The organism is Alicyclobacillus mali NBRC 102425, assembly GCF_001570745.1.
In the GTDB taxonomy this organism is placed as follows: Bacteria; Bacillota; Bacilli; order Alicyclobacillales; family Alicyclobacillaceae; genus Alicyclobacillus; species Alicyclobacillus mali.
The window spans coordinates 93,197-114,660 of record NZ_BCSG01000012.1 but is presented as its reverse complement, the minus strand read 5'-3'; the positions used below and the strand labels follow the sequence as shown (position 1 = coordinate 114,660).

The following is a 21,464-nucleotide window of genomic DNA, read 5'->3' as shown; positions in this document are numbered from 1 at the left end:
CCATCCCTCAATTTCTTCAAGCGCGTATGCCCGTGAGCCTCTTCTCCGCTCGCTCCCGAACACGGGAACCTATTCGCGAACGCTCGCAGGAATCCTTCGATCCGATTGTACACGTTCCTGCGAAAAATGCAAACAAACGTTCGCATCGACGTTTCCGGACCCCCAGGCGAAGCAAGAGCCGGACACTCGCGTGTCCGGCTCTCTCCCTGCTCGACCTGCGTTCAGCGGCGCGACGAGCGCGGCTTCGCGGGCTCCAAATTCACCCGCGTGCCATTGATTCGGCTTTGGCGCAGCGCCTCGTAGACGAAAGGCGCGCTCTCTTCCTCCACCTCGATGAACGTAAACTTCTCGAACATGTCGATCCGGCCGACCGCGTCGCCCGGCACGCCGGCCTCTTCCGAGATGGCGCGGACGAAGTCCTGTGGGCTCATCCGAGCTGTGCGGCCGACATTGACGAAGAACCGCACCATCCCCGGCCGCGCGCCCGTGTCTCCGAAGTCGTATTCGTCCGCCTCCGACCGGTTCCCATCGCCTGAGGAAGCGAGTTTCAGCAAGGCCGACGCGATATCGATGGGATCGTGCTCGTCCACGAGGCCGCTCAGGATCGCACGATACGGCGCGAGGCCGCCCTCGCGGATGACGTCCACGATTTTGCTGCGCCACATCTCCGCCTGCCGCTCGGCCACGTCCTCCAGCGACGGCACCTCGCGGACCGTGATCTTCTGCTTGATTTCCCGCTCAATCTGCTTCAACAGTTTGTATTCGCGGGGCGTCACCAGCGTAATCGCGAGACCTCGCTTGCCAGCGCGCCCGGTGCGGCCAATGCGATGCACGTACGACTCGGGATCCTGTGGGACGTCGTAGTTGATGACGTGCGTCACGTCGTCGACGTCCAGCCCGCGAGCCGCCACGTCTGTCGCGACCAACAGCTCGATTTCATTCTTGCGGAACTTGCGCATGACCCTGTCGCGCTGAGCCTGGCTCAGGTCTCCGTGCAGACCATCCGCGAGGTAGCCGCGCGCGAGCAGGGCCTCGACGAGATCGTCCACACCGCGCTTCGTCCGGCAGAAAATGATCCCGAGCTGGATGTCCTCGCTGTCCACGATGCGGCAGAGGCTGTCGAGCTTGTTGCGCTCCAGCACCTTGTAGCAGACCTGATCGATTTGCGGTACGGTCACCTCGCCGCGATTGACCGTGATGTGCTGCGGATCCTGCATGTAACGCAGCGCGAGCCGCTTGACCTCGTTCGGGAAGGTGGCCGAGAACAGCATGGTCTGTCTGTCGCTCGGCGTCTCGCGCAAAATCGCCTCGATGTCTTCGATGAAGCCCATGTCGAGCATCTCGTCGGCTTCGTCGAGCACAACCATCTTCACGTCGTTCAGCGACAGCGTTCCGCGGTGGATGTGATCCAACACCCGCCCAGGCGTGCCGATGACAATTTGCACGCCTTGCTTCAACGCGCGGATCTGGTGCACGATGGACTGTCCGCCGTAAATCGGGACGGATCGGACGCGCTTGTATTTCGCGATTTTGCGGACCTCACCAGCCACCTGGATCGCCAACTCGCGCGTCGGCGTCAGCACGATGGCCTGCACGCGCGGCTCGGTCGACACCCGTTCCACCAACGGGATGCCGAACGCGGCGGTCTTCCCTGTGCCGGTCTGTGCCTGGCCGATCACGTCCCGGCCCTCCAGCACGACAGGAATACACGCCGCCTGAATCGGCGATGGCTCTTCAAACCCCATATCGTGAATCGCCTGCAGTACGCGGCGGTTCAACCCAAAAGACTCAAACGATGACATACTCTCAACCTTTCTCTCCTCTGCCTGTCTTGTCTCTTCCCACATCAGAATCTCCATTCAACTCCTGCCACAGTCTCCATAGCGCCTGTTTGCAGCTGCGGATCCGAATCTGGGCGCGCGATCCACGCAGCCTGAGTTCATAAACTCGACAGCCTCGAGGACCCGCGAGCCCAACGTACACGAGTCCAACGGGTTTCTCCGGCGTGCCGCCTCCGGGGCCCGCGATGCCCGTCACGCCAATGCCATACGTCGCACCGAGCTTGTCGCGGACACCTTGAGCGAGTTCGCGCGCCGTCTGCTCCGACACGGCCCCGTGTGCGGCCAGGGTCTCCTCACGAACCCCCACCACGGACGCCTTGACCCGATTGTCATACGCCACGACACCGCCCAAAAACGACGATGAGCTGCCGGGCACGTCCGTGATCATCTCGGCCAGCATGCCGCCGGTGCAGCTTTCCGCCACGGCCAGCGTTGAGCCGGTCTCTTGGAGCCGCCGCAAAACGACCGATGCCAGCGAATCGGCATCTACCCCGTAAATGAAGGGGGCGAACCGTTTGCGCAACTCGTCTTCGACCGGGCGGATGAGTTCCCAGCACGCGTCCTCGGTCGGGCCGGACGCTGTAATCCGCAGGACCATCTCGCCCTCGCCAGCGTACGGCGCCACGGTCGGGTTATCCTTGCATGTCAGATCGGCGATTCTCGCATCCACATCTGACTCGCCGATGCCGCAGAAATGGAGAATCCGGGAAACCAACTTGCGCGTACCACCAAAGTGGTCTACCAGGCGAGGAATCACGTAATTTTGCAGCATGGGACGCATTTCGAGGGGCGGACCCGGAAGAAGAAAGTAATGCACGCCGTTGTCAAATACGTACTGTCCCGGTGCGGTCCCGTTCGGGTTCGGAATCCATTCTCCGCCTTCAATGACGAGGGCCTGCTTCCGGTTCTGCTCCGGCATGGGCCTGCCTCTTCGCTTGAAATACGATTCGACTTCCGTCAGCGCCTCCTGGGAAAGCACAAGGTTTCTACCCAGGAATTTCGCCAGTGCTTCCTTCGTCAAGTCGTCCTGCGTGGGCCCCAGTCCCCCTGTCGCAATCACGGCGTTCGAGCGCCGGGAAGCGATGGAGAACGTCTCAATAATCCGCGCCTCGTTGTCTCCTACCGCACTGTGATAGTACACGTACATTCCGTGCTTCGCAAGTTCCTGCGAAATCTCCCGGGCATGCCCGTTGTGAATCTGTCCGATGACAATCTCTGTACCCACCGCAATCAGTTCGGCGCGGCAAGGCTCTGCCAAGGCCACAGCCACCCTCTCCATCCCGACGTGCGCCTCACGAGGCGCGAGACAAGATCATCTCTCGATTCTTCATAAAATAGTCGATTGCCGACACCACGGTCATAATCACCATGACGTAAATCATCACCTGAGCAACCGGAACACGAATTACAGAAAACGGGAAATTGTTCAGCATCAACAGGACAATGCCCACCATCTGCGCGGTCGTCTTCCACTTCCCCCACTGGCTTGCGGCCACCACCACCCCGTCTCCCGCGGCGATAAGGCGAAGCCCGGTGACCGCGAACTCGCGGCTGATGATCACAATCGCGACCCACGCTGGCATGCGCTGCATTTGAACCAGAATGATGAGCACCGCCGAGACCAAAAGCTTATCCGCCAGTGGATCGAGGAACTTCCCGAAATTCGTGATCATGTTCCGCTTCCGCGCAATCCGCCCGTCCAACGCGTCCGTGGCCGCCGCTGCGATAAAGACCAGCGCGGCCAAGGCCTCATTCACGGTTGTGGTCTGCCCGTGAAACGTCACGGAGCCGATGTGAAAAGGGACCAACAAGATCACGCAGACGACCGGCACCAGCAAAATTCTGGCCAGTGTAATCCGATTTGCCAGATTCAATGGCCCACGCCCCTCTTGTCCGATTTGCGCACTGGCACCCGGTCACGAGCGATAGTTCGTGAATTGCAGCGGAACATCCAACTCTGCGCTGCGAAGCATCTGAATCACTGCCTGGAGGTCGTCGCGACTCTTGCCAGAGACGCGAATTTGGTCGCCCTGAATCTGAGCCTGAACTTTGATCTTAGAGTCTTTGATCAGCTTGGTGATCTGTTTGGCGTGATCGGCATCCAGGCCGTTCACGAGTTCCACCACCTGGCGAACCGTGCCCCCCGCGGCAGGCTCGACCTTACCCGGTCTGAGCGCCTTCAGCGACACGTTTCGCTTGACGAGTTTCGTCTGCAGAACATCCAACAGTTGTTCAAGCTTGTACTCGTCATCCGAGATCAGCGTAAGCCTGTCGCCGTCCAGGCGAATCTCGCTCTTCGAGCCTTTGAAGTCAAACCTCGTCTCGATCTCCCGCCGAGACTGTTGAACGGCGTTCGACACCTCCTGAAGATCCACCTTTGACACAATGTCGAACGAAGCCTCTTTGGCCATGTTCCCGCTCCTCTACACCCAGTGTACGCTTTCGACCGGTCCTCGTCACCCTCGCTCAATCACAACGACCGGCGCCCAATTGATATTCGGCAACTGGACCGGTTTCCCGTCCACCGTAATGGACACGCCCTGAACGTGGCCGAGGTGGAAGGTGACGTTGTTCTGCGCCGAGAACGATTTGGATTGCCCTTGGTTCAGGATGACGTTCGGCGCCACCGCCTGACCATCCGCGGTCGCGCTGAACCACAGTTCGCCCGTATTCACGGTAACCACCACCTGCAGATTCGAGGCGTGAAGCACCTTGTAGGTGTACATCCCGTTGGCATACGGCAGGGCGACCACCGCTGGCTGAGTCTGTTGAACGGGCTGCGTCGGTTGCTTACGCGGAGCCGTCTGGTGCGCGGCAGGCTTGGTGGCCTGCGTCTTCGGCGGACCCGACGAGGTCGTGTTGGTCGTGTGAGTGCCCTGGCCATGGTGGTGATGCAAAAGGACGTACACCCCTCCGACCACCACGAGCGCACCGACGATGAGCAGACCTTGTCCAAACCATGAGCCCACCGATCGCACAGGTCGGTCATACACGTCTCGCCGAGGCCGCTCAGCCCGTTCTTGCGTGCGGGACCGCGTGCGCTCCATTTCATTGAGCGATCTCGGCTCCACCATACGCGCCGCAGGTTTGCGGTCCATTACGGCGCCGTCGGACGTCCCTGGCGATGCGTCCGACTTCGTCCCCTGCTGAGCAGCGCTGGAATGACCGCTATCCACATATTTTTCCAAAAGGTCACTTCCGTCCAGACCGAGAACCTCAGCGTAACTCCGCACAAAACCGCGCGCATACACGCGGCCCGGCAGCACATCCCACTGGCCCGACTCCAGTGCTTCGATGTATCGCTTGCGAATTTTCGTCCGCTCTTCGACATCTTCCACCGTGAGTCCGAGCGATTCGCGCCTTGCGCGCAGAATTTGCCCCAACTGCTCGTGCACGCGTCGCCCTCCCTTGCCCATTGGCGCATCTATTCGTGAGCCCACGAGGCCTGTTCGTCTTCGAACATATCATAGCGAATTTCTTCCTGCGGATCTCGGCGCAGTTCGATCAGCATATCGAACAAATCCCAGGTGTAACGCGTACGCCGGACAAAGATGTCTGGATGCTCGATCACGACCGGCGCCTTCATCCGGAGGATTTCGTCCACGCAGCGCATGTGCTCTTCGCCGCCCCGCATGACCGATACGGCCCCATCGATGATGTAGACGAACGGTTCAGCTCGGAACGTGGCCGAAGGGAGCTCGCGCATGATGGTCTGCTTCAGAAGCGTGGACGACACGAAGAGCCAGCGCTTGTTGGCGTACACGCTCGCGGCCACGATGGCCTCGGTTTTACCGACGCGCGGCTGCCCACGCACGCCGATGATCTGCCGGCCCGGACGTTTCAGAATCTCGCCCAAAAAATCGACCAGCACCCCGAGCTCGTCCCGAACGAACCGGTATGTGCGTTTTTCCGTGTCACTCCGCTCAATAAACCGCCCGTGCCGAAGCGCAAGCCTGTCGCGAAGCGTCGGTTCCCTAAGCGCCGTGACTTCGATGTCTTCCATCGACTCGAGCATCGTTCGAAGCACATCGAGGATGTCCGCTCGATCCACATCGATCAGGAATCCTCTTCCATACTCCGACACTCCTGATAATTGTACGATGTTCACGCCAAGCATGCCAAGCAGGGAAGCGATGTCCCCCAACAGACCAGGTCTGTCCCGGCGAATATGATACTGAAAATAATACTCGGCCACGCCATCTCAACCTTTCTCGGGGTCCTAGGACAAATGAAAAGCGTTCTGAAGGTTGGCTCGCACGCTGGGGGCGAGCGAAGCGAAGGTGGCGTCCGCGCCCGCTGCTTCCGATTCGGCGCGAACCTGAAGCGCGGCCCACGACGTGACGACAGAAGCAGGCACCTGCTTGTCGTCCAAGGCGACAGAAGTCAAATCGAGCACCAGATGCTCTCCCGGCTTCCAGGAAGCAGGTGAAAGGAGCATTTGAAACGCTCGCAGGACCTCCGAGTCGGCGAGATGGCCCGGAGACACGGCGCACCCTGATGCGGACGTTGTGCCAAAACAGGCCCAGTTCGGCGTCAACGCATGAAGTGTCTGAAGCTGTCCCGGCGCCGCGTTGCCGCCGATGGCGCCGAGCTCGACTGCGTATCCGTAGCTCGACAGCGGCTGGGCGGAGGGCTGCGGAACTGCGACCACAGTCGCATTCGCATCTGCCTGATACAGACCCACAAAGAACGCTTTTTGTTCAGCAACGCTGGCACCGCCGGGTACGTACACCAAGCTGGGCACGCCGGTGTACACGGCCCCACTGGCCGAACCGGAACCGAGCGACGTCATCCAGTCTCCACAGAGCACCCCTATGCTGTACGCGACGCCGACCGGATCCTGAGCCATTTCCGCCACATTCGCGAGTGAGGACGGAGAAGCGGCTCGGTCGCTCACGACGAGAAAGTGTACTGACGGGTTTGCCGAAGCCATCTCGTTCACGCCCGACGCGAGAGGGTTCGCATCGTCACATACCAACATGACTCCGGTGAGTCGGCGCCTGGACAGCTCGCTCTGTGCTTCCGACTGCCATGCGCTCAAAGAAGTGTGCACCACTTCCACGGCCGTCGCTCCTGCGGCTCCCAACTCTGACGCCGACGGGGCGAACGGCGGCGCACCCACAATCTCCACCAGCACCGCGGGCTTATTGACCGTCGGGCGCATGGCCGCCAGATCAGGCGCGCCACAGCCCGCCGCACTGGCCGCGACTGCCGCCATCGCCACCGCGAGCCGCCACTTTCTTCGCACTTTTGCCATTCCACTCCTTTTGCGAGGGCTTCCGCAAATGTCGCTTCACCCTATTGTAAACCTTCTCGAACAGCTTGTCTCACCCAGGAGAAATCTCACGCTTGCCTTTCACGCGTCTCTCTCACATGATAAGGGTATACGAAAGGATGATGGCGCCGTGGGGGATATCAGTGGAGACCACGTGTCCGTAGCCAAAGCGCTCTACCAGCTTGACTTTTACTTGGAGCAGATCGACGCGCCGTTTGACATTTACGACCTCTACGAGGAGGCCTATCGAGAACTGCGCGGGAAGTATTACGACGAGAGCTGGCTCGATCATCTGGACGACCATCCGCATGTACGCGAGTCGCTCGACGAGAATTTTACGCTGCAGTCCATCGTGGATGCGCTGCTGCGCACAGGTCACGAGCCGGTGGTTCGCGCGTTGATGCGGTCGTTTCGCCGCGAGCAGATCTCCGTCACCCAGCGGTTTATCGACGGCGCAAGCCGACAAAAGGGACGCCCGTAGGCGTCCCTTTTGTCATTCACGTGTCCCGGTGCCCCGATAAGGACCTCAGTTTGCAAGAGGCTTCAGTTCCATCCAGCAGGCATGATCCACGCCCGTGGCGTCCTGAGCTGCCCCCTGCATCGCCTCTGCGAGGTCTTCTCCCGACGCTCGAGTGGCCAAATGCTCGTATGTGCTTCTCCCCAGCCCTGCCGTCCCCACGATGGTTCCACCCTCTGTGAAGGTGATCTCAGCTTCGGCAATCGGCTCCTTTAACAAGTACAAATTGCTCAAATAGGCGTCCGTAACCGCGCGCATGTCGCGGAAGGCAACCGTCGGATTGGAAATAGTGCCTGCGGGCGTTTCCACTTCCACCATCGCCGATACCACGAATTGGCCGTCGCCGCGATCGTCGGGCAGCACGGCGAGGTCATACAAGCCGGGGATATCGGCCAGACTCGCGGCGATGGTCTCCATCTCGGCCTCCGACGGCGCAGCTTCAACTGGCGCGACGGCGGCGCTGACGCCATGCGCGTCCGTCACATCGCGTCCCGCTCCCCGTTGCGAGAACGCGTGAGCCAGGCCCATGTAAGCGCACAGCGCGACGAACGCGACCGTCATGACTACAATGGACGATTTCTGGCGTACCACCCGTCGTCCTCTCCTCGTGTTGGACTAGGACATGTATACGGACGGGCGGACGGGTGTATGCCTCATTCCGCCTGATGCTGGCGCGTGAACGAGGACTTCGCCTGCAGCCACTGCTCCTTCGTGATGAGGACTTCCCGGGGTTTGCTGCCCTCGTACGGCCCCACAATGCCACTCTGCTCCATTTGATCAATGATGCGTGCGGCGCGCGAGTATCCGATGCGGAACCTCCGCTGCAAGAGGGATACGGACGCTTGCCCCATGTCCACGACGAGATCGACCGCGTCCATGAACAGGCTGTCGAGCTCCGGCCCTTCCTCGTCCTCCGGTTCATCCTCGATGGCAGTGCTCAGATCCATCGTGTAGACGGCGTGCTGCTGATTCTTGACGTACTCCACGAGCCGCTCAATTTCGCGTTCCGACACGTAGGCCCCCTGCACGCGCGTCGGTTTGGCCGCTCCGACCGGATAGTACAACATGTCGCCGCGGCCGAGCAGCTTCTCCGCACCGCCCATGTCGAGGATGGTGCGGGAGTCCGCCATGGACGAAACGGCGAACGCGATTCGGCTGGGAATATTCGCCTTGATAAGGCCCGTGATGACATCAACCGACGGCCGCTGCGTGGCGACGATGAGATGGATGCCCGCTGCGCGCGCCATCTGGGCCAGTCGGCAGATGGCATCTTCCACGTCGTGCGGCGCTACCATCATCAAATCGGCCAGTTCGTCCACAATCACGACGATGTAGGGAAGCGGGTCAAGTCCTTCATCGCGCATGATGTCGTTGAACCGATCGATGTCGCGCGCGCCTCGCTCCGCCATCAGCCGATACCGGTTCTCCATCTCCTGCACGATTTTCTTCAATGCCCCTGCCGCCAGCCTAGCGTCCGTCACGACCGGCGTCAAAAGGTGCGGAATGCCGTTGTAGATGCTCAATTCGACCATCTTGGGATCGATCATCATCAGCTTGACCTCGTGGGGCTTCGCGCGCACCAGGAGCGACGCGATCATCCCGTTGATGCAGACGCTCTTGCCCGAACCGGTGGCACCCGCCACAAGGAGGTGAGGCATCTTCTGCAGATCTCCGACAATCGGCGCACCGGTGATGTCTCGCCCAAGCGCGAGCGCCAGCTTTGCGGACGAATTCTGAAATTCCGGCGACTCCAGCACCTCGCGAAGCGTCACCACGGCGATCTCGTCGTTTGGGATCTCGATGCCGATCACCGATTTCCCTGGCACCGGCGCCTCGATGCGAATATCCCGCGCGGCCAGCGCGAGGGCAATGTCGTCCTGCAGCGACAGCACCCGCGCGACCTTTACGCCGGCCGCTGGCTGAATTTCGTACCGCGTGACCGTCGGTCCACGATGAATTTCCACCACCCGGGCCTGGACGTTGAACGACTGCAGCGTGGATTGGAGCTTTTGGGCGTTTTCCTGGACATTCGCAGTCGCGACAGGCGCGTGCTTGCCTGACGGCGGGTCGAGCAGGGTAAGCGGAGGGAGCTGATACGACTCGTCGTGGATCATCGGCCCAACTTCGTACTCCGGCACGACGGCTGTCGGTCGCTCCTCCTCGCGCACGGCGGGGGTCCGCTTTCGCTCGTTCCGCGAGGGAAACTTCACAACAAGCCCCTTCGCATCCGGTTCGACCACAGGTTCATCCGATTCCGCCCACGGGGGAACATCCTCCGACTTTTCGGGCCGACCGGCGCGCGCGGCAAAGTCGTGAATGATTGGCTCCGCCTCCACATGAGGAGCCTGCGGCTCCGCTTCCTCCAGCACGTCGCCGTCGATCACGACGGAAGGCCGCGTGGACCGCGGCGCGTCCTCAACGACTTCAGGCTCAGGGTCTTTCTCTCGCCGAAACACTTGCCCCGCCTGTCTACGCACGTTCGACCACATGCGATCCAACGTTTGCTCGGTGTACCGAGACCCGCGGCGGACGACACTCACGAGCGACACCTGGAACACCAGGGCGATGCCTATCAGTCCGCCCGCCACAATGATCAGGCGTGGTCCAAGCTCGTACGTCTGCGGCGAATTGAACAAGAGGTGCAAAAGTTGAAACACAAAAAAGCCGATGAGTCCCCCTCCGGCGCTTGGGGGTGCACCCGACGTCGGATGAAACACATAGGCCCGCAGGGCCTGGAGCGCATTCCACTCGCTCGACCAGAAGTACGACTGAAGTCCCTGATCCGCAAGGTTGGAGTAAAAATTCATCTCAATGAGTGCGAGCATGCACAAAAGGAGGATCAAAAGACCCAGGTGGCGTCCGTCCCACACGAAGCGGCTTCTCCGCACCATCATGTACACGGCCGCGTATCCGACCAAAATCGGAATGAGAAAATACCAACTTCCAGCGAGATAAATGCTTACGACGGCCAGAAACTGGCCCACGAGCCCTAACCTCCCGAGGGCTAAGGCACAGGCCGTGAGCATGGCCAGACCGGTGACTTCATATTTGAGGACATTTTTCTGCTGCTTGCGCGCCAACCTCACCAGTCCCTTCCTCAGACTGATGATTCGACCCTCGAGCGCAAACTCCTCCCGCCTTCCTCACCGAAGCGCGGCGCCAGGCTGCCACTCTGGCCTGAGATAGTCGCTGGCAACGGGGCTGATGAGCCTCACCAGCCTTGGGGTGCCGTATTCGTCCCGGGTTACAATCAGGGTTCGATGTCCGTCTCTCCATTCCTCGAAACGAGGGCTTTGGCTCCACCAGCCGCTGTAGATTTCGCCTTCCGCCAACGTGGTCCAGAGCATCACTGGATCACCCCCGGTTGAAGAGCTTGGGTTACCACCCCGTTTGGACGAGATTCCCTGCGTTCCCGAATGAGCGCTTTCAGCTTGTGCATCGCATGCCCGAGGCCGCCAACTTCGTCGCACAGGCCGTACTTCACGGCGTCTCGCCCAACAACGGTCGTACCAATGTCTTTCGCCATCTCCCCCGTGTTCAGCATCAGGTGGCGAAACATATCTTCGGAGATCCGCGAGTGCTCGACGACGAAGCGTATCACGCGATCCTGCATCTTCTCGAGGTACTCAAACGACTGTTGCACCCCGATCACGAGGCCGTTCAGGCGAATGGGATGAATGGTCATACTGGCGGATTCCGCGATGAAAGTGTAATCCGCCGCCACGGCGATGGGCACGCCGATGGAGTGCCCGCCACCCAACACGATGGACACCGTGGGTTTGGACATCGACGCCACCAGTTCGGCGATGGCCAGACCTGCCTCCACGTCGCCGCCGACCGTGTTGAGGATGATGAGGAGCCCGTCGATTTTATCGCTCTCCTCCACGGCAACAAGTTGGGGAATGACGTGTTCGTATTTGGTGGTCTTATTCTGGGGAGGGAGCACCATGTGACCCTCGATTTGACCAATGACCGTCAAACAGTAGATGTCGCCCGTCACGACTGCGGCGGGTTCATTCGCGCCGAGTGGCTCGATGGACGTGGACGCCTCCTTAGATTCCTGCGCGTCCGCGCTGCTCGCGGCCCCGGCCTTCATCACGCTCGCGTAGGCTGACTTTGAATCCATGAATGCATCCGCCTCCTGCCGTCAAAGTATCGGCATCGAGGTGTGCATCCATACGCAAACTTGGGCCCACTTGGGGGGAGAAGTGCAGATGTTATCCATGCGACAAAAGGCCATTCTGCGCCTCCAAGGGAAGGCGAAGAACGGCCTTTGACGGGAGAGGTGGTCTGATCACGCCTCCATGATGATGGGCAGGATCATCGGGCGCCGACGCGTCTGTTCATAAAGGTATCGGCCGAGTGTATCCCGCACAGCCGTCTTCAGCGACGACCACTCGCTCACGTTGTCGGAGACAAGTTTGCTGAGCGTGCTCTCCACGAGACGGTTGGCCTCATCCAATAGCGCCTCCGACTCGCGCACGTACACAAAGCCTCGCGAGATGATGTCCGGGCCCGAAAGGATATGCCCCGTCGTCTTGGACAGCGTGACCACGACAACCAGGATGCCGTCCTGGGACAACAACTTGCGATCTCGCAGCACGATGTTGCCGACATCCCCCACGCCGAGCCCGTCAATCATCACGGAGCCTGCTGGGACCTTGCCGCCGAGGCGGGCACGCCCGTCTTCAAACTCCACGACATCGCCGATCTCGGTGATGAAGATGTGATCTGGCTCAACGCCGAGCTGGATGGCGAGATCGGCGTGAATGCGCTGCATGCGAAACTCGCCGTGAACAGGCAGGAAATACTTCGGGCGCACGAGCTGCAGCATCCACTTCAGCTCTTCCTGGCTCCCATGGCCCGAGGCGTGCACGCCGCGGTAAATCACGTGAGCACCCGCCCGGAACAGCTGATCGATGGTCCTCGCCACGAACTTTTCGTTGCCCGGAATCGGCGAACTGGCCAAGACCACGGTGTCGCCCGGCACGATCTCGATCTTCCGATGCGCGGCACGAGCCATGCGCGTGAGCGCGGACATGGGCTCTCCTTGGCTGCCCGTCGAGAGGATGACCACCTTTTCTGGGGGCAGCTTATTGACCTCGTCGGGATCGACGAGCGTGTCCGGCTGCGCCTCCAGATATCCGAGTTGTAGCGAAGTCTGAACGTTGTTGACCATGCTCCGGCCGACAATGGCGACCTTCCGGCCGTGACGCTCGGCCGCCCGAATCATCAGCTGCAGGCGGTGGATGTTGGACGCAAAGGTGGACAGAATCACGCGCCCGGGAGCTTGGCTGATGATCTCGTCGATCTTCACGCCGACCGTCATTTCGGACGGCGTATAACCGGGACGTTCTGCGTTCGTGCTGTCTCCCACGAGCGCCAGGACGCCACGCGCTCCCCATTGCGCCAACTTGTGAACGTCCGCGTGCCGACCGTCAATGGGCGTCTGATCAAACTTATAGTCACCTGTGTGGATGACGACGCCTTCCGGCGTCTCGATGGCGAATCCGACGGTATCTGGAATGCTGTGATTCACGTAGAACGGGGATACCGAGAACTGGCCCAGTTGGACCCGCGACTTGCCGTCCATGGTGACAAGTTTCACGTCGTGCACACCCGCCTCGCGCAACTTGTTCTCCACGAGTCCGAGCGTCAGTCGCGTGCCATAGACCGGCACATTGATCTCCCGAAGCACATACGGAAGCCCACCGATATGATCCTCATGCCCGTGCGTCAGAAAGATGCCGCGAATTTTCTCGCGATTCTCGACCAAAAAGGTGATATCCGGAATGACGATGTCGATGCCGAGCATATCTTCGTCGGGGAACTTCAGCCCCGCATCGGCCACAATCATGTCCTGTCCGTACCAATAGAGCGTCATGTTCTTTCCGATCTCCCCGACTCCGCCGAGCGGGATGATGGAAAGTCTTGATCTGGATCTTGGCATTTTGCACCTCCGTTGCCACACTTATGGAATTCAGCGACACGATCACGACCCGCCCACCCGGTCTCCTTTCGCATTTTCCTCCACATGCAAAAAAAGCCCGCTCAGACCAAGGCCGTGTCTTTCTGTGCATCGAACGCGCTCAAGCGGACCACCCGACCCGTTCCATCCGCTTTCACGCCATTCGTTGTCTTCGCGCCGGGGTGCGCAACCCCTTGAGCGAATAAGCCGCACATGTCACTATCGGTGTTATTATACTCCCGTTCGGATCCTGACACAACCATCAATCAACACCTCAGATGCGACCGCTCGGGCGCCGGTGAGATACCTAGCACTTCAGCAACGCAAGGTCGGCGTGGTGACAAGGCGAGAAGTGGTGACAAGGGGAGAAGAGATGTAGTCTTGAATCAGAAATCATGCTACAATTGAGGTTGATTGAAAGCGCTTGCAATTATGCAGGCGCCGCCCTATCGTTCTGGTAGGACCGCCGGAGCGGTATACTCAGTGGGGAGGTCTTAAACGACATGGAACTCTTTTCCAGCATGGCCCAATACGACTACGAACAGGTGGTGTTCTGCTACGACGAGGCCTCCGGCTTGCGCGCCGTGATCGCCATCCACGACACGACACTCGGCCCTGCGCTCGGCGGGTGCCGGATGTGGACCTACGCGTCCGAAGAAGATGCGGTCGTCGACGCGCTTCGCTTGGCGCGCGGCATGACGTACAAGGCGGCCGCGGCCGGACTGAACCTCGGAGGCGGCAAGACCGTCATCATGGGAGATCCGCGAAAGGATAAGAGCGAGGCCCTGTTTCGCGCCTTGGGGCGTTACATCCACAGCTTGGGCGGGCGCTACATCACGGCCGAAGATGTGGGGACCACTGTCCAGGATATGGACCTCATTCACCTCGAGACACCGTACGTGTGCGGGATCTCCCCGAGCTATGGTTCGAGCGGCAACCCGAGCGGCATGACCGCCCTTGGTGTTTTCCGCGGCATTCAGGCGAGCGCCAAACACCTGTACGGCACGGACGATCTCGCCGGGCGCCGCGTCGCAATTCAAGGGCTGGGAAGCGTGGGATACGAGCTTGCTCGCCTCTTGCGCGGGGCCGGAGCAGACCTGCTTGTGGCCGACGTCAACCCTCTGCAGGTGGAACGTGCGGTCAACGAGTTTGCAGCACAGGCACTGTCTCCCCAAGACATCCTGAGTGCTGAATGTGACATCCTCGCGCCGTGCGCGCTGGGCGCGGTGTTGAACGATGAAACGATTCCGCGAATTCGGGCGCAGATCATCGCAGGCTCAGCCAACAACCAACTGGCCGAGGAGCGGCATGGGGACATGCTGCACGAGCGGGGGATTTTGTACGCACCGGATTACGTGATCAACGCCGGTGGATTAATCAACGTGGCGGACGAGCTCGAAGGCTATCATCCGGACCGCGCGCGATCCAAGGTGGAGCGCATTTACGACATCATGCTCCATCTGTACCAGCTCTCGTCGGAGCGACACATCCCGACCTATCGCGCAGCCGATGAGATGGCCATGAAGCGCATCGAGACCCTGCGGCAGGTGCGGAGCACGCACCTCGGGCATCACGAACCGATGCGGCGCGGGCGCTGACCTGTCAAAGCTTCAGGCGCGGGGGAGCCCCGCGCCTTTTGCATGTACCTCACTCACCTGGGTTGCATGCGCAACGCCCCGTCGAGGCGGATCACTTCGCCGTTCAGCATGGGGTTTTCCACGATGTGGCGCGCCAAGAACGCGTACTCGCGCGGTTGTCCCAGCCGCTGCGGGAACGGCACCTGCTGCCCGAGCGACTGGCGCGCGGCTTCGGGCAGGCCCATGAGAAGCGGCGTCTCGAAGATGCCCGGCGCGATGGCCATCACGCGAATGCCATACGCGGCCAGTTCCCGCGCTGCTGGCAGCGTGAGACCTGCAATCCCGCCCTTGGACGCCGAGTAGGCCGCCTGGCCAATCTGACCCTCGTAGGCCGCGATGGACGCGGTGTTGATGATGACCCCCCGCTCGCCGTCTTCCATCGCTGGCGCCTCGGCTACGCGCGCCGCCACGAGGCGCAACACGTTGAACGTACCGACGAGATTGATCTGGATCACGCGCGCGAAGCTCTCCAGCGCATGCACGCCGCGCTTCGAGAGGATCTTTTCCGCCGTGGCGATCCCGGCGCAGTTCACGGCGCCCCGGAGCACACCGCCCTCCGCTGCTTCGTCCACCGCGCGGCGCACGGCGTCCTCGTCCGTCACGTCGACCTGAAAAAACCGGCCGCCGATCTCCTCGGCCACTCGCTTGCCCCGTTCCTCCTGAATATCGAAGATGGCGACGCGCGCCCCGGCCTCAGCGAACACCCGCGCTGTCGCTTCGCCGAGCCCGGACCCGCCTCCCGTCACGATGAACGTCGCTCCGTCAAGTTTCATGCCGCAACCTCCCTGATCTTCCTACTGCCATTTCAGGCATTCAACCGTTCGATCACGGTCGCGTTCGCCATGCCCGCCCCTTCACAAATAGCGATGAGCCCGAAGCGCCCTCCGCGATCCTCGAGCGCGTTTAACAGCGTCGCCGCAATCCGGGTCCCCGTCGCGCCGAGCGGATGTCCGAGCGCGATGGCGCCGCCGTGAACGTTCACGCGATCCCACGGTGCGCCTACCTCCTTTTGCCACCCCAGGACCACGGGCGCGAACGCCTCGTTCACCTCGAACAGATCGATGTCATCCACCTTGAGCCCGGCGTTCTGCAGCACCTTTCGGGTCGCCGGAATTGGACCGGTCAACATCGTCACGGGGTTCACGCCCACCACGCTGAACGCGACAAACCGCGCGCGCGGCCGCAGTCCCAGCTTCTCGGCCGTCTCCTTGCGCATGACGAGGGCTGCGCTGGCCCCATCCGAGATCTGGCTCGCGTTGCCTGCGGTGATGCGCTCCAGATCGGGGAACGCCGGCTTCAGCGACAACATCTTCTCGAGGGAGGTGTCCGTCCGAATGCCCTCGTCCTGTTCAAAGAACCCGGACGAATCGGCGAGCGAAAGCGGGACCGGCACGATTTCGCGGCGAAACTTCCCTTCGGTCCTCGCCTTGGCCGCCAACTGATGACTCCGGAGACCAAATCGATCGAGATCTTCCCTGGAAAAGCCCCATTCCTTCGCCAAGAGCTCGGCACCGAGCGCCTGATCGAAGAAGGAGCGGTTGTACTGCCGCATGTGGTAGCGCGCTTCCAGCGATTCCGTCATCGGCGTGCCATAGACGCCAATGGAACACATCATCGGCACGCGCGACATTGCCTCGACGCCACAGGCGATGGCGATCTCGTACGCCCCGCTCATCACGCCCTGCGCGGCGAAGTGGAGCGCCTGCAGGCTCGATCCGCACTGGCGATCGATGGTGCACCCCGGCACCGACTCCGGGAGCCCCGCCGCGAGCCAGGCGTTTCGCGCGATGTTCACCGCCTGATCGCCAATCTGCGTCAAGCACCCTGCAATAACGTCGTCCACCGCCTCAGGCGGCAACTGGTTGCGCTCGACGATGGAGCGCAGGACGTGTCCCAAAAGATCCACCGGGTGCACGTCCTTCAGCGCGCCATTTCGGCGCCCGATGGGCGTGCGGATAGCGTCGACGATCACGGCCTCGTACATGGTGTCACCCTCCCTGCCCCTCGTTCAGCTTGCGGTGCCGTTTCCACTCTTGTTCTCTGAGCTCGACGCGGCGAATCTTCCCCGACGTCGTTTTCGGCAAATCATCCACAAACTCGATTGCGCGCGGATACTTGTAGGGCGCGGTGATCCGTTTGACGTGTTCCTGCAGTTCGCGCACCAGGGCTTCGCGCCGCTCGCCGTCGGATGCCAACGCTCGGTGAAGGTTGAGATCCTTTAAGACGACGAACGCCTTGACAATCGCGCCCCGCACCTCATCCGGGCTCGAAACCGCCGCGCACTCGCGCACCAGCGGATGCTTCACAAGCGCATCCTCCACCTCAAACGGCCCGATGGTGTATCCCGCGCTGATGATGATGTCGTCCGCCCGACCGCTGAACCACAGATAGCCGTCCTGGTCTTTCTCGGCGCGATCGCCCGTGATGTACCACGCGCCCCGAAACTGAGCCTCTGTCCGCTCGTCGTCCTTGTAGTAGCCCCGGAAGAGGGCCGGGAAGTCCCGCCTGACTGCGATGTCCCCCACCTGGCCCGGCGGAAGCGACCTGCCCTCTTCGACGACAATGTCGACGGCCCCTTCCACCGTCGGCAGCCCCATGGACCCGGGGCGCACCTCTGTATCGACGCACGTCGCGACAAGAAGCGTGTTCTCCGTCTGCCCGTACCCGTCGCGCACGGTGATCTGAAAATGGCGACGGAACGTGTCAATGACGTCCCGATTGAGAGGCTCGCCCGCACTCACGGCCTGGCGCAGCGACGAGAGGCGAAACCTGTCCAGTCCATCCACCTTCGCCATCATCCGATATTCCGTAGGGGTCGCGCAGAGCACATTCACGCCTTCCTCGTCGATGAGCCGAAGGAACGTCTCCGCGTCGAAACGGCCGCCGTAGTGAAACCCCGTGGCTCCCGACATGAGCGTGGCGACGAATGGACTCCAGATCCACTTCGCCCATCCGGGCCCGGCGGTGGCCCACACGACGTCGTCCGGCTCAATGCCAAGCCACCGCTTCGCCGCGATGTGCCAGTGCGCGTACGCCCAGCCGTGGACGTGCATCACGCCCTTGGGATAGCCCGTCGTGCCGGAGGTGTACGACAAGAAGGCGAGATCGTCCCGACGGGTCGGAACCACGTCCCACTCTCCGGACGCGCCGCGCACGAGGTCCTCGTACGCCAAAAAGCCTTCGCGCGGGCCCTCGACCACCACGCGCAACTGCAGCCACGGCGCCTCGGCGATGGCCGCCTCGGCCCGCTCCGCGAGTGCCGCGTGGGCGATCACGCCCTTCGCTTCCGCATGCTTCAGGCGATAGGCGATGTCGTTCGGCATGAGCAATTCCGACCCCGGCAGAACTACGGCGCCGAGCGAGAGGATCGCGAGATACACGGCGTACGTCTCCGGGCGGCGCGGCATCAACACCAGGACCCGGTCGCCTTTTCGAAGGCCGAGATCGTGAAGGGACTGCGCCAGGCGAAGGGACTCGCGGCGAAGCTCGCCGTAGGTCAGCGTCCGCTTCGCCCCGGCCTCCGAACGCCACACGAGCGCGCGCCTCGATTCGTCCCGGTCCAAAATGGCGCCCGCGATGTTAAACACGTCCGGCGCCAGAAGGTCCGTAAATGCGGCGGTTTGGGTTGGCTCCATGTCAAAACGCTCCTCTCCAGGAAGCTCGTCGGGCGCTCAATCGGCAAACGGGATGGAAAGGTGAGTGATGGGCTCAAAAAACGCCTCCACTTCCTCGTGCGTCACGCTCGCCAGGTCGGCGTGGCGCCACCTGGGGCGCCGGTCCTTGTCGACGAGCTGGGCGCGCACTCCTTCGACAAAATCGCCCCGGCGAATGAATTGAAGCGCGAGGTTGAGATCGGTCTCCAGGACCTCGCGGTACGTGGCGTTCCGCGCGCGGCGGAGCGCCTCGAAGGTCACCGCCAACGAGAGCGGCGAGCGCTGGCGCAAGATATCGAGCGCCTTCGCGGCGAACGGGTCGCGCGTGGATCCCTCCCGCAGGCGAGCCAAGATGTCGGAGAGCGACGGGCTGTCGAAGTACGCCTGCACCCGCTGGAGAAAGTCCGCGACGTCCTCCGCTGGCCGGTGCTCTGGGGTAAACCTTTCGTTCAACCAGCGCTGGAGTTGCTCCGCGGTTTCTCCCTGTTCACCTCGCTTGACGAGCTCCGCCTCAAAGGACGGGCGCTCGCCGCTCGCGAGCCAGCCGTTGGCCACGCCCGCCGCGAGGAGCACATCGGACCCAACGGACTCGCCGGTGAGCGCCAGATAGTGTCCGAGCCCACCCTGCATTCGGCTGAGCGCGTGGCACATGCCGACGTCCGGAAAGAAACCGATCCCGGTCTCGGGCATGGCGAACCGCGTGCGGTCCGTCGCCACCTTCCACGTCGCGCCATACGTGAGCCCAACGCCGCCTCCCATCACGATGCCGTCCCACAGCGCGACGACCGGCTTTGGAAACCGCGCGACGCGATCGTCGAGCGCGTACTCCTCGGAGAAAAAGGCGGCCGCGGTGTCGAGATTCGGTTCATCCTTGGCGTCGTACAGCGCCCGGATGTCGCCGCCGGCGCAGAAGGCGCGGTCGCCCTCGCCGTACAACACCACGAGTTGGATCGACGGATCCTGCGCCATCTCGTCCAACTGCTGGCGAAGAAGGCGAATCATCTCGAGGCTGAGCGCGTTCAACTGCTTCGGGCGATTGAGCCCGAGCCAAGCGACTGTACCTGTCTTGTCAGACACCACGCTATCCATAGTCCACCTCGCTTGAAGTCAAAACCACCGCGTCGAGACGACCTTCTTCCGCGTGAAGAACTGGACGAGCTCCTTGCCGTTCTCGCCTGTCACGCCGTAGAAGGAGTCCTTGTGCCCGCCGAACGGGAAGAAGGCCACGGGCAGCGGCACGTTGACGTTCACCCCGACCATGCCAGCGTCGATGCGATCGCGGAACACCTGTGCGGCCTTGCCGCTCTGCGTGTAGACGATCGCGCCGTTCGCGTAGCGCGAGCGATTCGCGATGGCGATGGCCTCGTCGAGATCGCGCGCCCGCACGACAGAGAGCACGGGGCCGAACAGCTCTTCCTGCCAGACGCGCATGTCAGGCGTGACGCAATCGAGCAGGCACGGGCCGAGATAAAATCCTTCGGGATGTTCCTCGATGGCCGGCCGACCGTCGACCACGAGCCGCGCAGACATCGCGGCCTCGTCGACGTAGGCCCGGACGCGATCGCGATGTTCCTTTCGAATCAGCGGCGTGACGTCGACACCTTCCTCAAAACCGTGGCCAATCTTCATGCGCCGCGCGCCTTCCGCCAGCCGCTCCACCACTTCATCCGCGACGGAGCCCACGGCCACGACGACGGACGTGGCCATGCAGCGCTGACCCCCGTTGTGAAACGCCGCGCGCAGAATGCCGTCGACGGTCGGGTCGAGCACCGCGTCCTCAAGCACAATGGCGTGGTTCTTCGCGCCCGCGAAGGCCTGCACCCGCTTGTGGTGGCGCGCGGCCGTCTCGTACACGTAGGCGGCCGTCCTCGTGGAGCCGGTGAAATTCACGGCGACAATCTCAGGATGCGTCAGGATGGCGTCCACGGCCTCCTTGCCGCCATTCACCGCCTGGAGCACACCCGACGGCAGCCCCGCTTCGTGGAACATCTCGATCAGGCGAAGCGTGGTCATCGGCGTCTGCTCCGACGGCTTCAAAATCAGCGCGTTGCCAGTGACCACCGCCCACCCCATCACCCAGAGGGGTATCATGGCCGGGAAGTTGAACGGCGTGATGCTCGCGACAACGCCCAAGGGATATCGGTAGTACGTCTGCTCCAGACCCTCGGACACCTCGGCGAGCGATTCGCCCATCATCAGCGTGGGCGCGGACAGGGCGTGCTCAATGCCCTCGATGCCGCGATCCACCTCGGCTTGCGCATCCACGTAGCTCTTTCCGTGCTCCGTCGTGATCATCTTCGCGATGTTGTCCCGCTCCGCCTTCAGCTTCGCCAGAAAATCGAATAACACCCGAGCCCGCTTGACGACGGGCACCCGGCTCCACGATGCAAACGCCCGCTTCGCGCCCTCGACGGCCCGCGCCACGTCGGCGTGCGTCGAAAGCGGCGTCTCGGCGATCACCTCGCCCGTCGCGGGATTGTAGACCGGTACGGCGCCTTCGCTCTCAACTTCCACCCAACTTCCATTCAAATAGTTGTTCAAGCGTCGCATGCACGTTCCCCTCTTTCCTTGCG

Annotated in this window: 19 protein-coding genes; 2 read left to right on the top strand and 17 right to left on the bottom strand. The window is 61.9% G+C overall.

Features of this window, described 5'->3' with window-relative positions:
- Positions 1-221 precede the first annotated feature (221 nt).
- From AMA01_RS05845 to AMA01_RS05815, 7 genes are read right to left on the bottom strand one after another with little or no spacing between them, the layout of a single operon-like run.
- Entirely contained in the window at positions 222-1,802 is a 1,581-nt protein-coding gene (locus tag AMA01_RS05845; protein ID WP_067848736.1) for a DEAD/DEAH box helicase, read from the bottom strand.
- 4 nt (positions 1,803-1,806) lie between these two features.
- A complete protein-coding gene (locus AMA01_RS05840) occupies positions 1,807-3,105 on the bottom strand; it encodes a competence/damage-inducible protein A (protein WP_082744012.1) in 1,299 nt (432 codons plus the stop codon).
- Positions 3,106-3,133: 28 nt separating this feature from the next.
- Positions 3,134-3,715, bottom strand: coding sequence for a CDP-diacylglycerol--glycerol-3-phosphate 3-phosphatidyltransferase (gene pgsA, locus AMA01_RS05835; RefSeq protein ID WP_067848732.1), 582 nt, complete (start codon positions 3,713-3,715; stop codon positions 3,134-3,136).
- 42 nt (positions 3,716-3,757) lie between these two features.
- A complete protein-coding gene (locus tag AMA01_RS05830) occupies positions 3,758-4,252 on the bottom strand; it encodes a YajQ family cyclic di-GMP-binding protein (protein WP_067848730.1) in 495 nt (164 codons plus the stop codon).
- Positions 4,253-4,297: 45 nt separating this feature from the next.
- Entirely contained in the window at positions 4,298-5,236 is a 939-nt protein-coding gene (locus AMA01_RS05825) for a helix-turn-helix domain-containing protein (protein WP_067848728.1), read from the bottom strand.
- 29 nt (positions 5,237-5,265) lie between these two features.
- A complete protein-coding gene (locus tag AMA01_RS05820) occupies positions 5,266-6,036 on the bottom strand; it encodes a DUF3388 domain-containing protein (protein WP_067848725.1) in 771 nt (256 codons plus the stop codon).
- A 24-nt stretch (positions 6,037-6,060) separates the two neighbouring features.
- Entirely contained in the window at positions 6,061-7,098 is a 1,038-nt protein-coding gene (locus tag AMA01_RS05815; RefSeq protein ID WP_067848723.1) for a hypothetical protein, read from the bottom strand.
- 148 nt (positions 7,099-7,246) lie between these two features.
- Between AMA01_RS05815 and AMA01_RS05810 the strand changes: the two genes are divergently transcribed.
- Positions 7,247-7,597: a hypothetical protein gene (locus AMA01_RS05810; protein ID WP_067848721.1), complete on the top strand. Its 351-nt coding sequence runs from the start codon at positions 7,247-7,249 to the stop codon at positions 7,595-7,597.
- 45 nt (positions 7,598-7,642) lie between these two features.
- Here the strand turns inward: AMA01_RS05810 and AMA01_RS05805 are convergent, their stop codons facing one another.
- The 5 genes from AMA01_RS05805 to AMA01_RS05785 all read right to left on the bottom strand — a co-directional run bounded on the left by AMA01_RS05805 (position 7,643) and on the right by AMA01_RS05785 (position 13,583).
- Positions 7,643-8,224, bottom strand: coding sequence for a hypothetical protein (locus AMA01_RS05805; protein ID WP_067848719.1), 582 nt, complete (start codon positions 8,222-8,224; stop codon positions 7,643-7,645).
- Between the two features lie 62 nt (positions 8,225-8,286).
- On the bottom strand, positions 8,287-10,713 hold the full coding sequence (locus AMA01_RS05800) for an FtsK/SpoIIIE family DNA translocase (protein ID WP_067848828.1): 2,427 nt from the start codon (positions 10,711-10,713) through the stop codon (positions 8,287-8,289).
- 63 nt (positions 10,714-10,776) lie between these two features.
- The gene (locus AMA01_RS05795; RefSeq protein ID WP_067848825.1) at positions 10,777-10,980 is read right to left on the bottom strand and encodes a YlzJ-like family protein; all 204 of its coding nucleotides are present in this window, start codon (positions 10,978-10,980) and stop codon (positions 10,777-10,779) included.
- Positions 10,980-11,759 carry a ClpP family protease gene (locus tag AMA01_RS05790; RefSeq protein ID WP_067848717.1) on the bottom strand — a complete coding sequence of 260 codons (780 nt, stop codon included), beginning with the start codon at positions 11,757-11,759 and terminating at the stop codon, positions 10,980-10,982. Before AMA01_RS05790 ends, AMA01_RS05795 begins: the two co-directional genes overlap by 1 nt.
- Positions 11,760-11,927: 168 nt before the next feature.
- On the bottom strand, positions 11,928-13,583 hold the full coding sequence (locus AMA01_RS05785; RefSeq protein ID WP_067848715.1) for a ribonuclease J: 1,656 nt from the start codon (positions 13,581-13,583) through the stop codon (positions 11,928-11,930).
- A 521-nt stretch (positions 13,584-14,104) separates the two neighbouring features.
- Here AMA01_RS05785 and AMA01_RS05775 point away from each other — a divergent pair.
- The gene (locus AMA01_RS05775; RefSeq protein ID WP_067848711.1) at positions 14,105-15,199 is read left to right on the top strand and encodes a Leu/Phe/Val dehydrogenase; all 1,095 of its coding nucleotides are present in this window, start codon (positions 14,105-14,107) and stop codon (positions 15,197-15,199) included.
- Between the two features lie 53 nt (positions 15,200-15,252).
- On the opposite strand, the gene AMA01_RS05770 is transcribed toward AMA01_RS05775, so the two are convergent.
- From AMA01_RS05770 to AMA01_RS05750, 5 genes are read right to left on the bottom strand one after another with little or no spacing between them, the layout of a single operon-like run.
- The gene (locus AMA01_RS05770) at positions 15,253-16,011 is read right to left on the bottom strand and encodes a 3-hydroxyacyl-CoA dehydrogenase (protein ID WP_067848709.1); all 759 of its coding nucleotides are present in this window, start codon (positions 16,009-16,011) and stop codon (positions 15,253-15,255) included.
- 32 nt (positions 16,012-16,043) lie between these two features.
- Positions 16,044-17,222: a thiolase family protein gene (locus AMA01_RS05765; RefSeq protein WP_067848707.1), complete on the bottom strand. Its 1,179-nt coding sequence runs from the start codon at positions 17,220-17,222 to the stop codon at positions 16,044-16,046.
- A 4-nt stretch (positions 17,223-17,226) separates the two neighbouring features.
- Entirely contained in the window at positions 17,227-18,873 is a 1,647-nt protein-coding gene (locus AMA01_RS05760; RefSeq protein ID WP_067848704.1) for an acyl-CoA synthetase, read from the bottom strand.
- A 36-nt stretch (positions 18,874-18,909) separates the two neighbouring features.
- Positions 18,910-19,980, bottom strand: coding sequence for an enoyl-CoA hydratase/isomerase family protein (locus AMA01_RS05755; RefSeq protein WP_067848701.1), 1,071 nt, complete (start codon positions 19,978-19,980; stop codon positions 18,910-18,912).
- Between the two features lie 18 nt (positions 19,981-19,998).
- Positions 19,999-21,441, bottom strand: coding sequence for a CoA-acylating methylmalonate-semialdehyde dehydrogenase (locus tag AMA01_RS05750; RefSeq protein WP_067848698.1), 1,443 nt, complete (start codon positions 21,439-21,441; stop codon positions 19,999-20,001).
- Between the last annotated feature and the right edge of the window lie 23 nt (positions 21,442-21,464).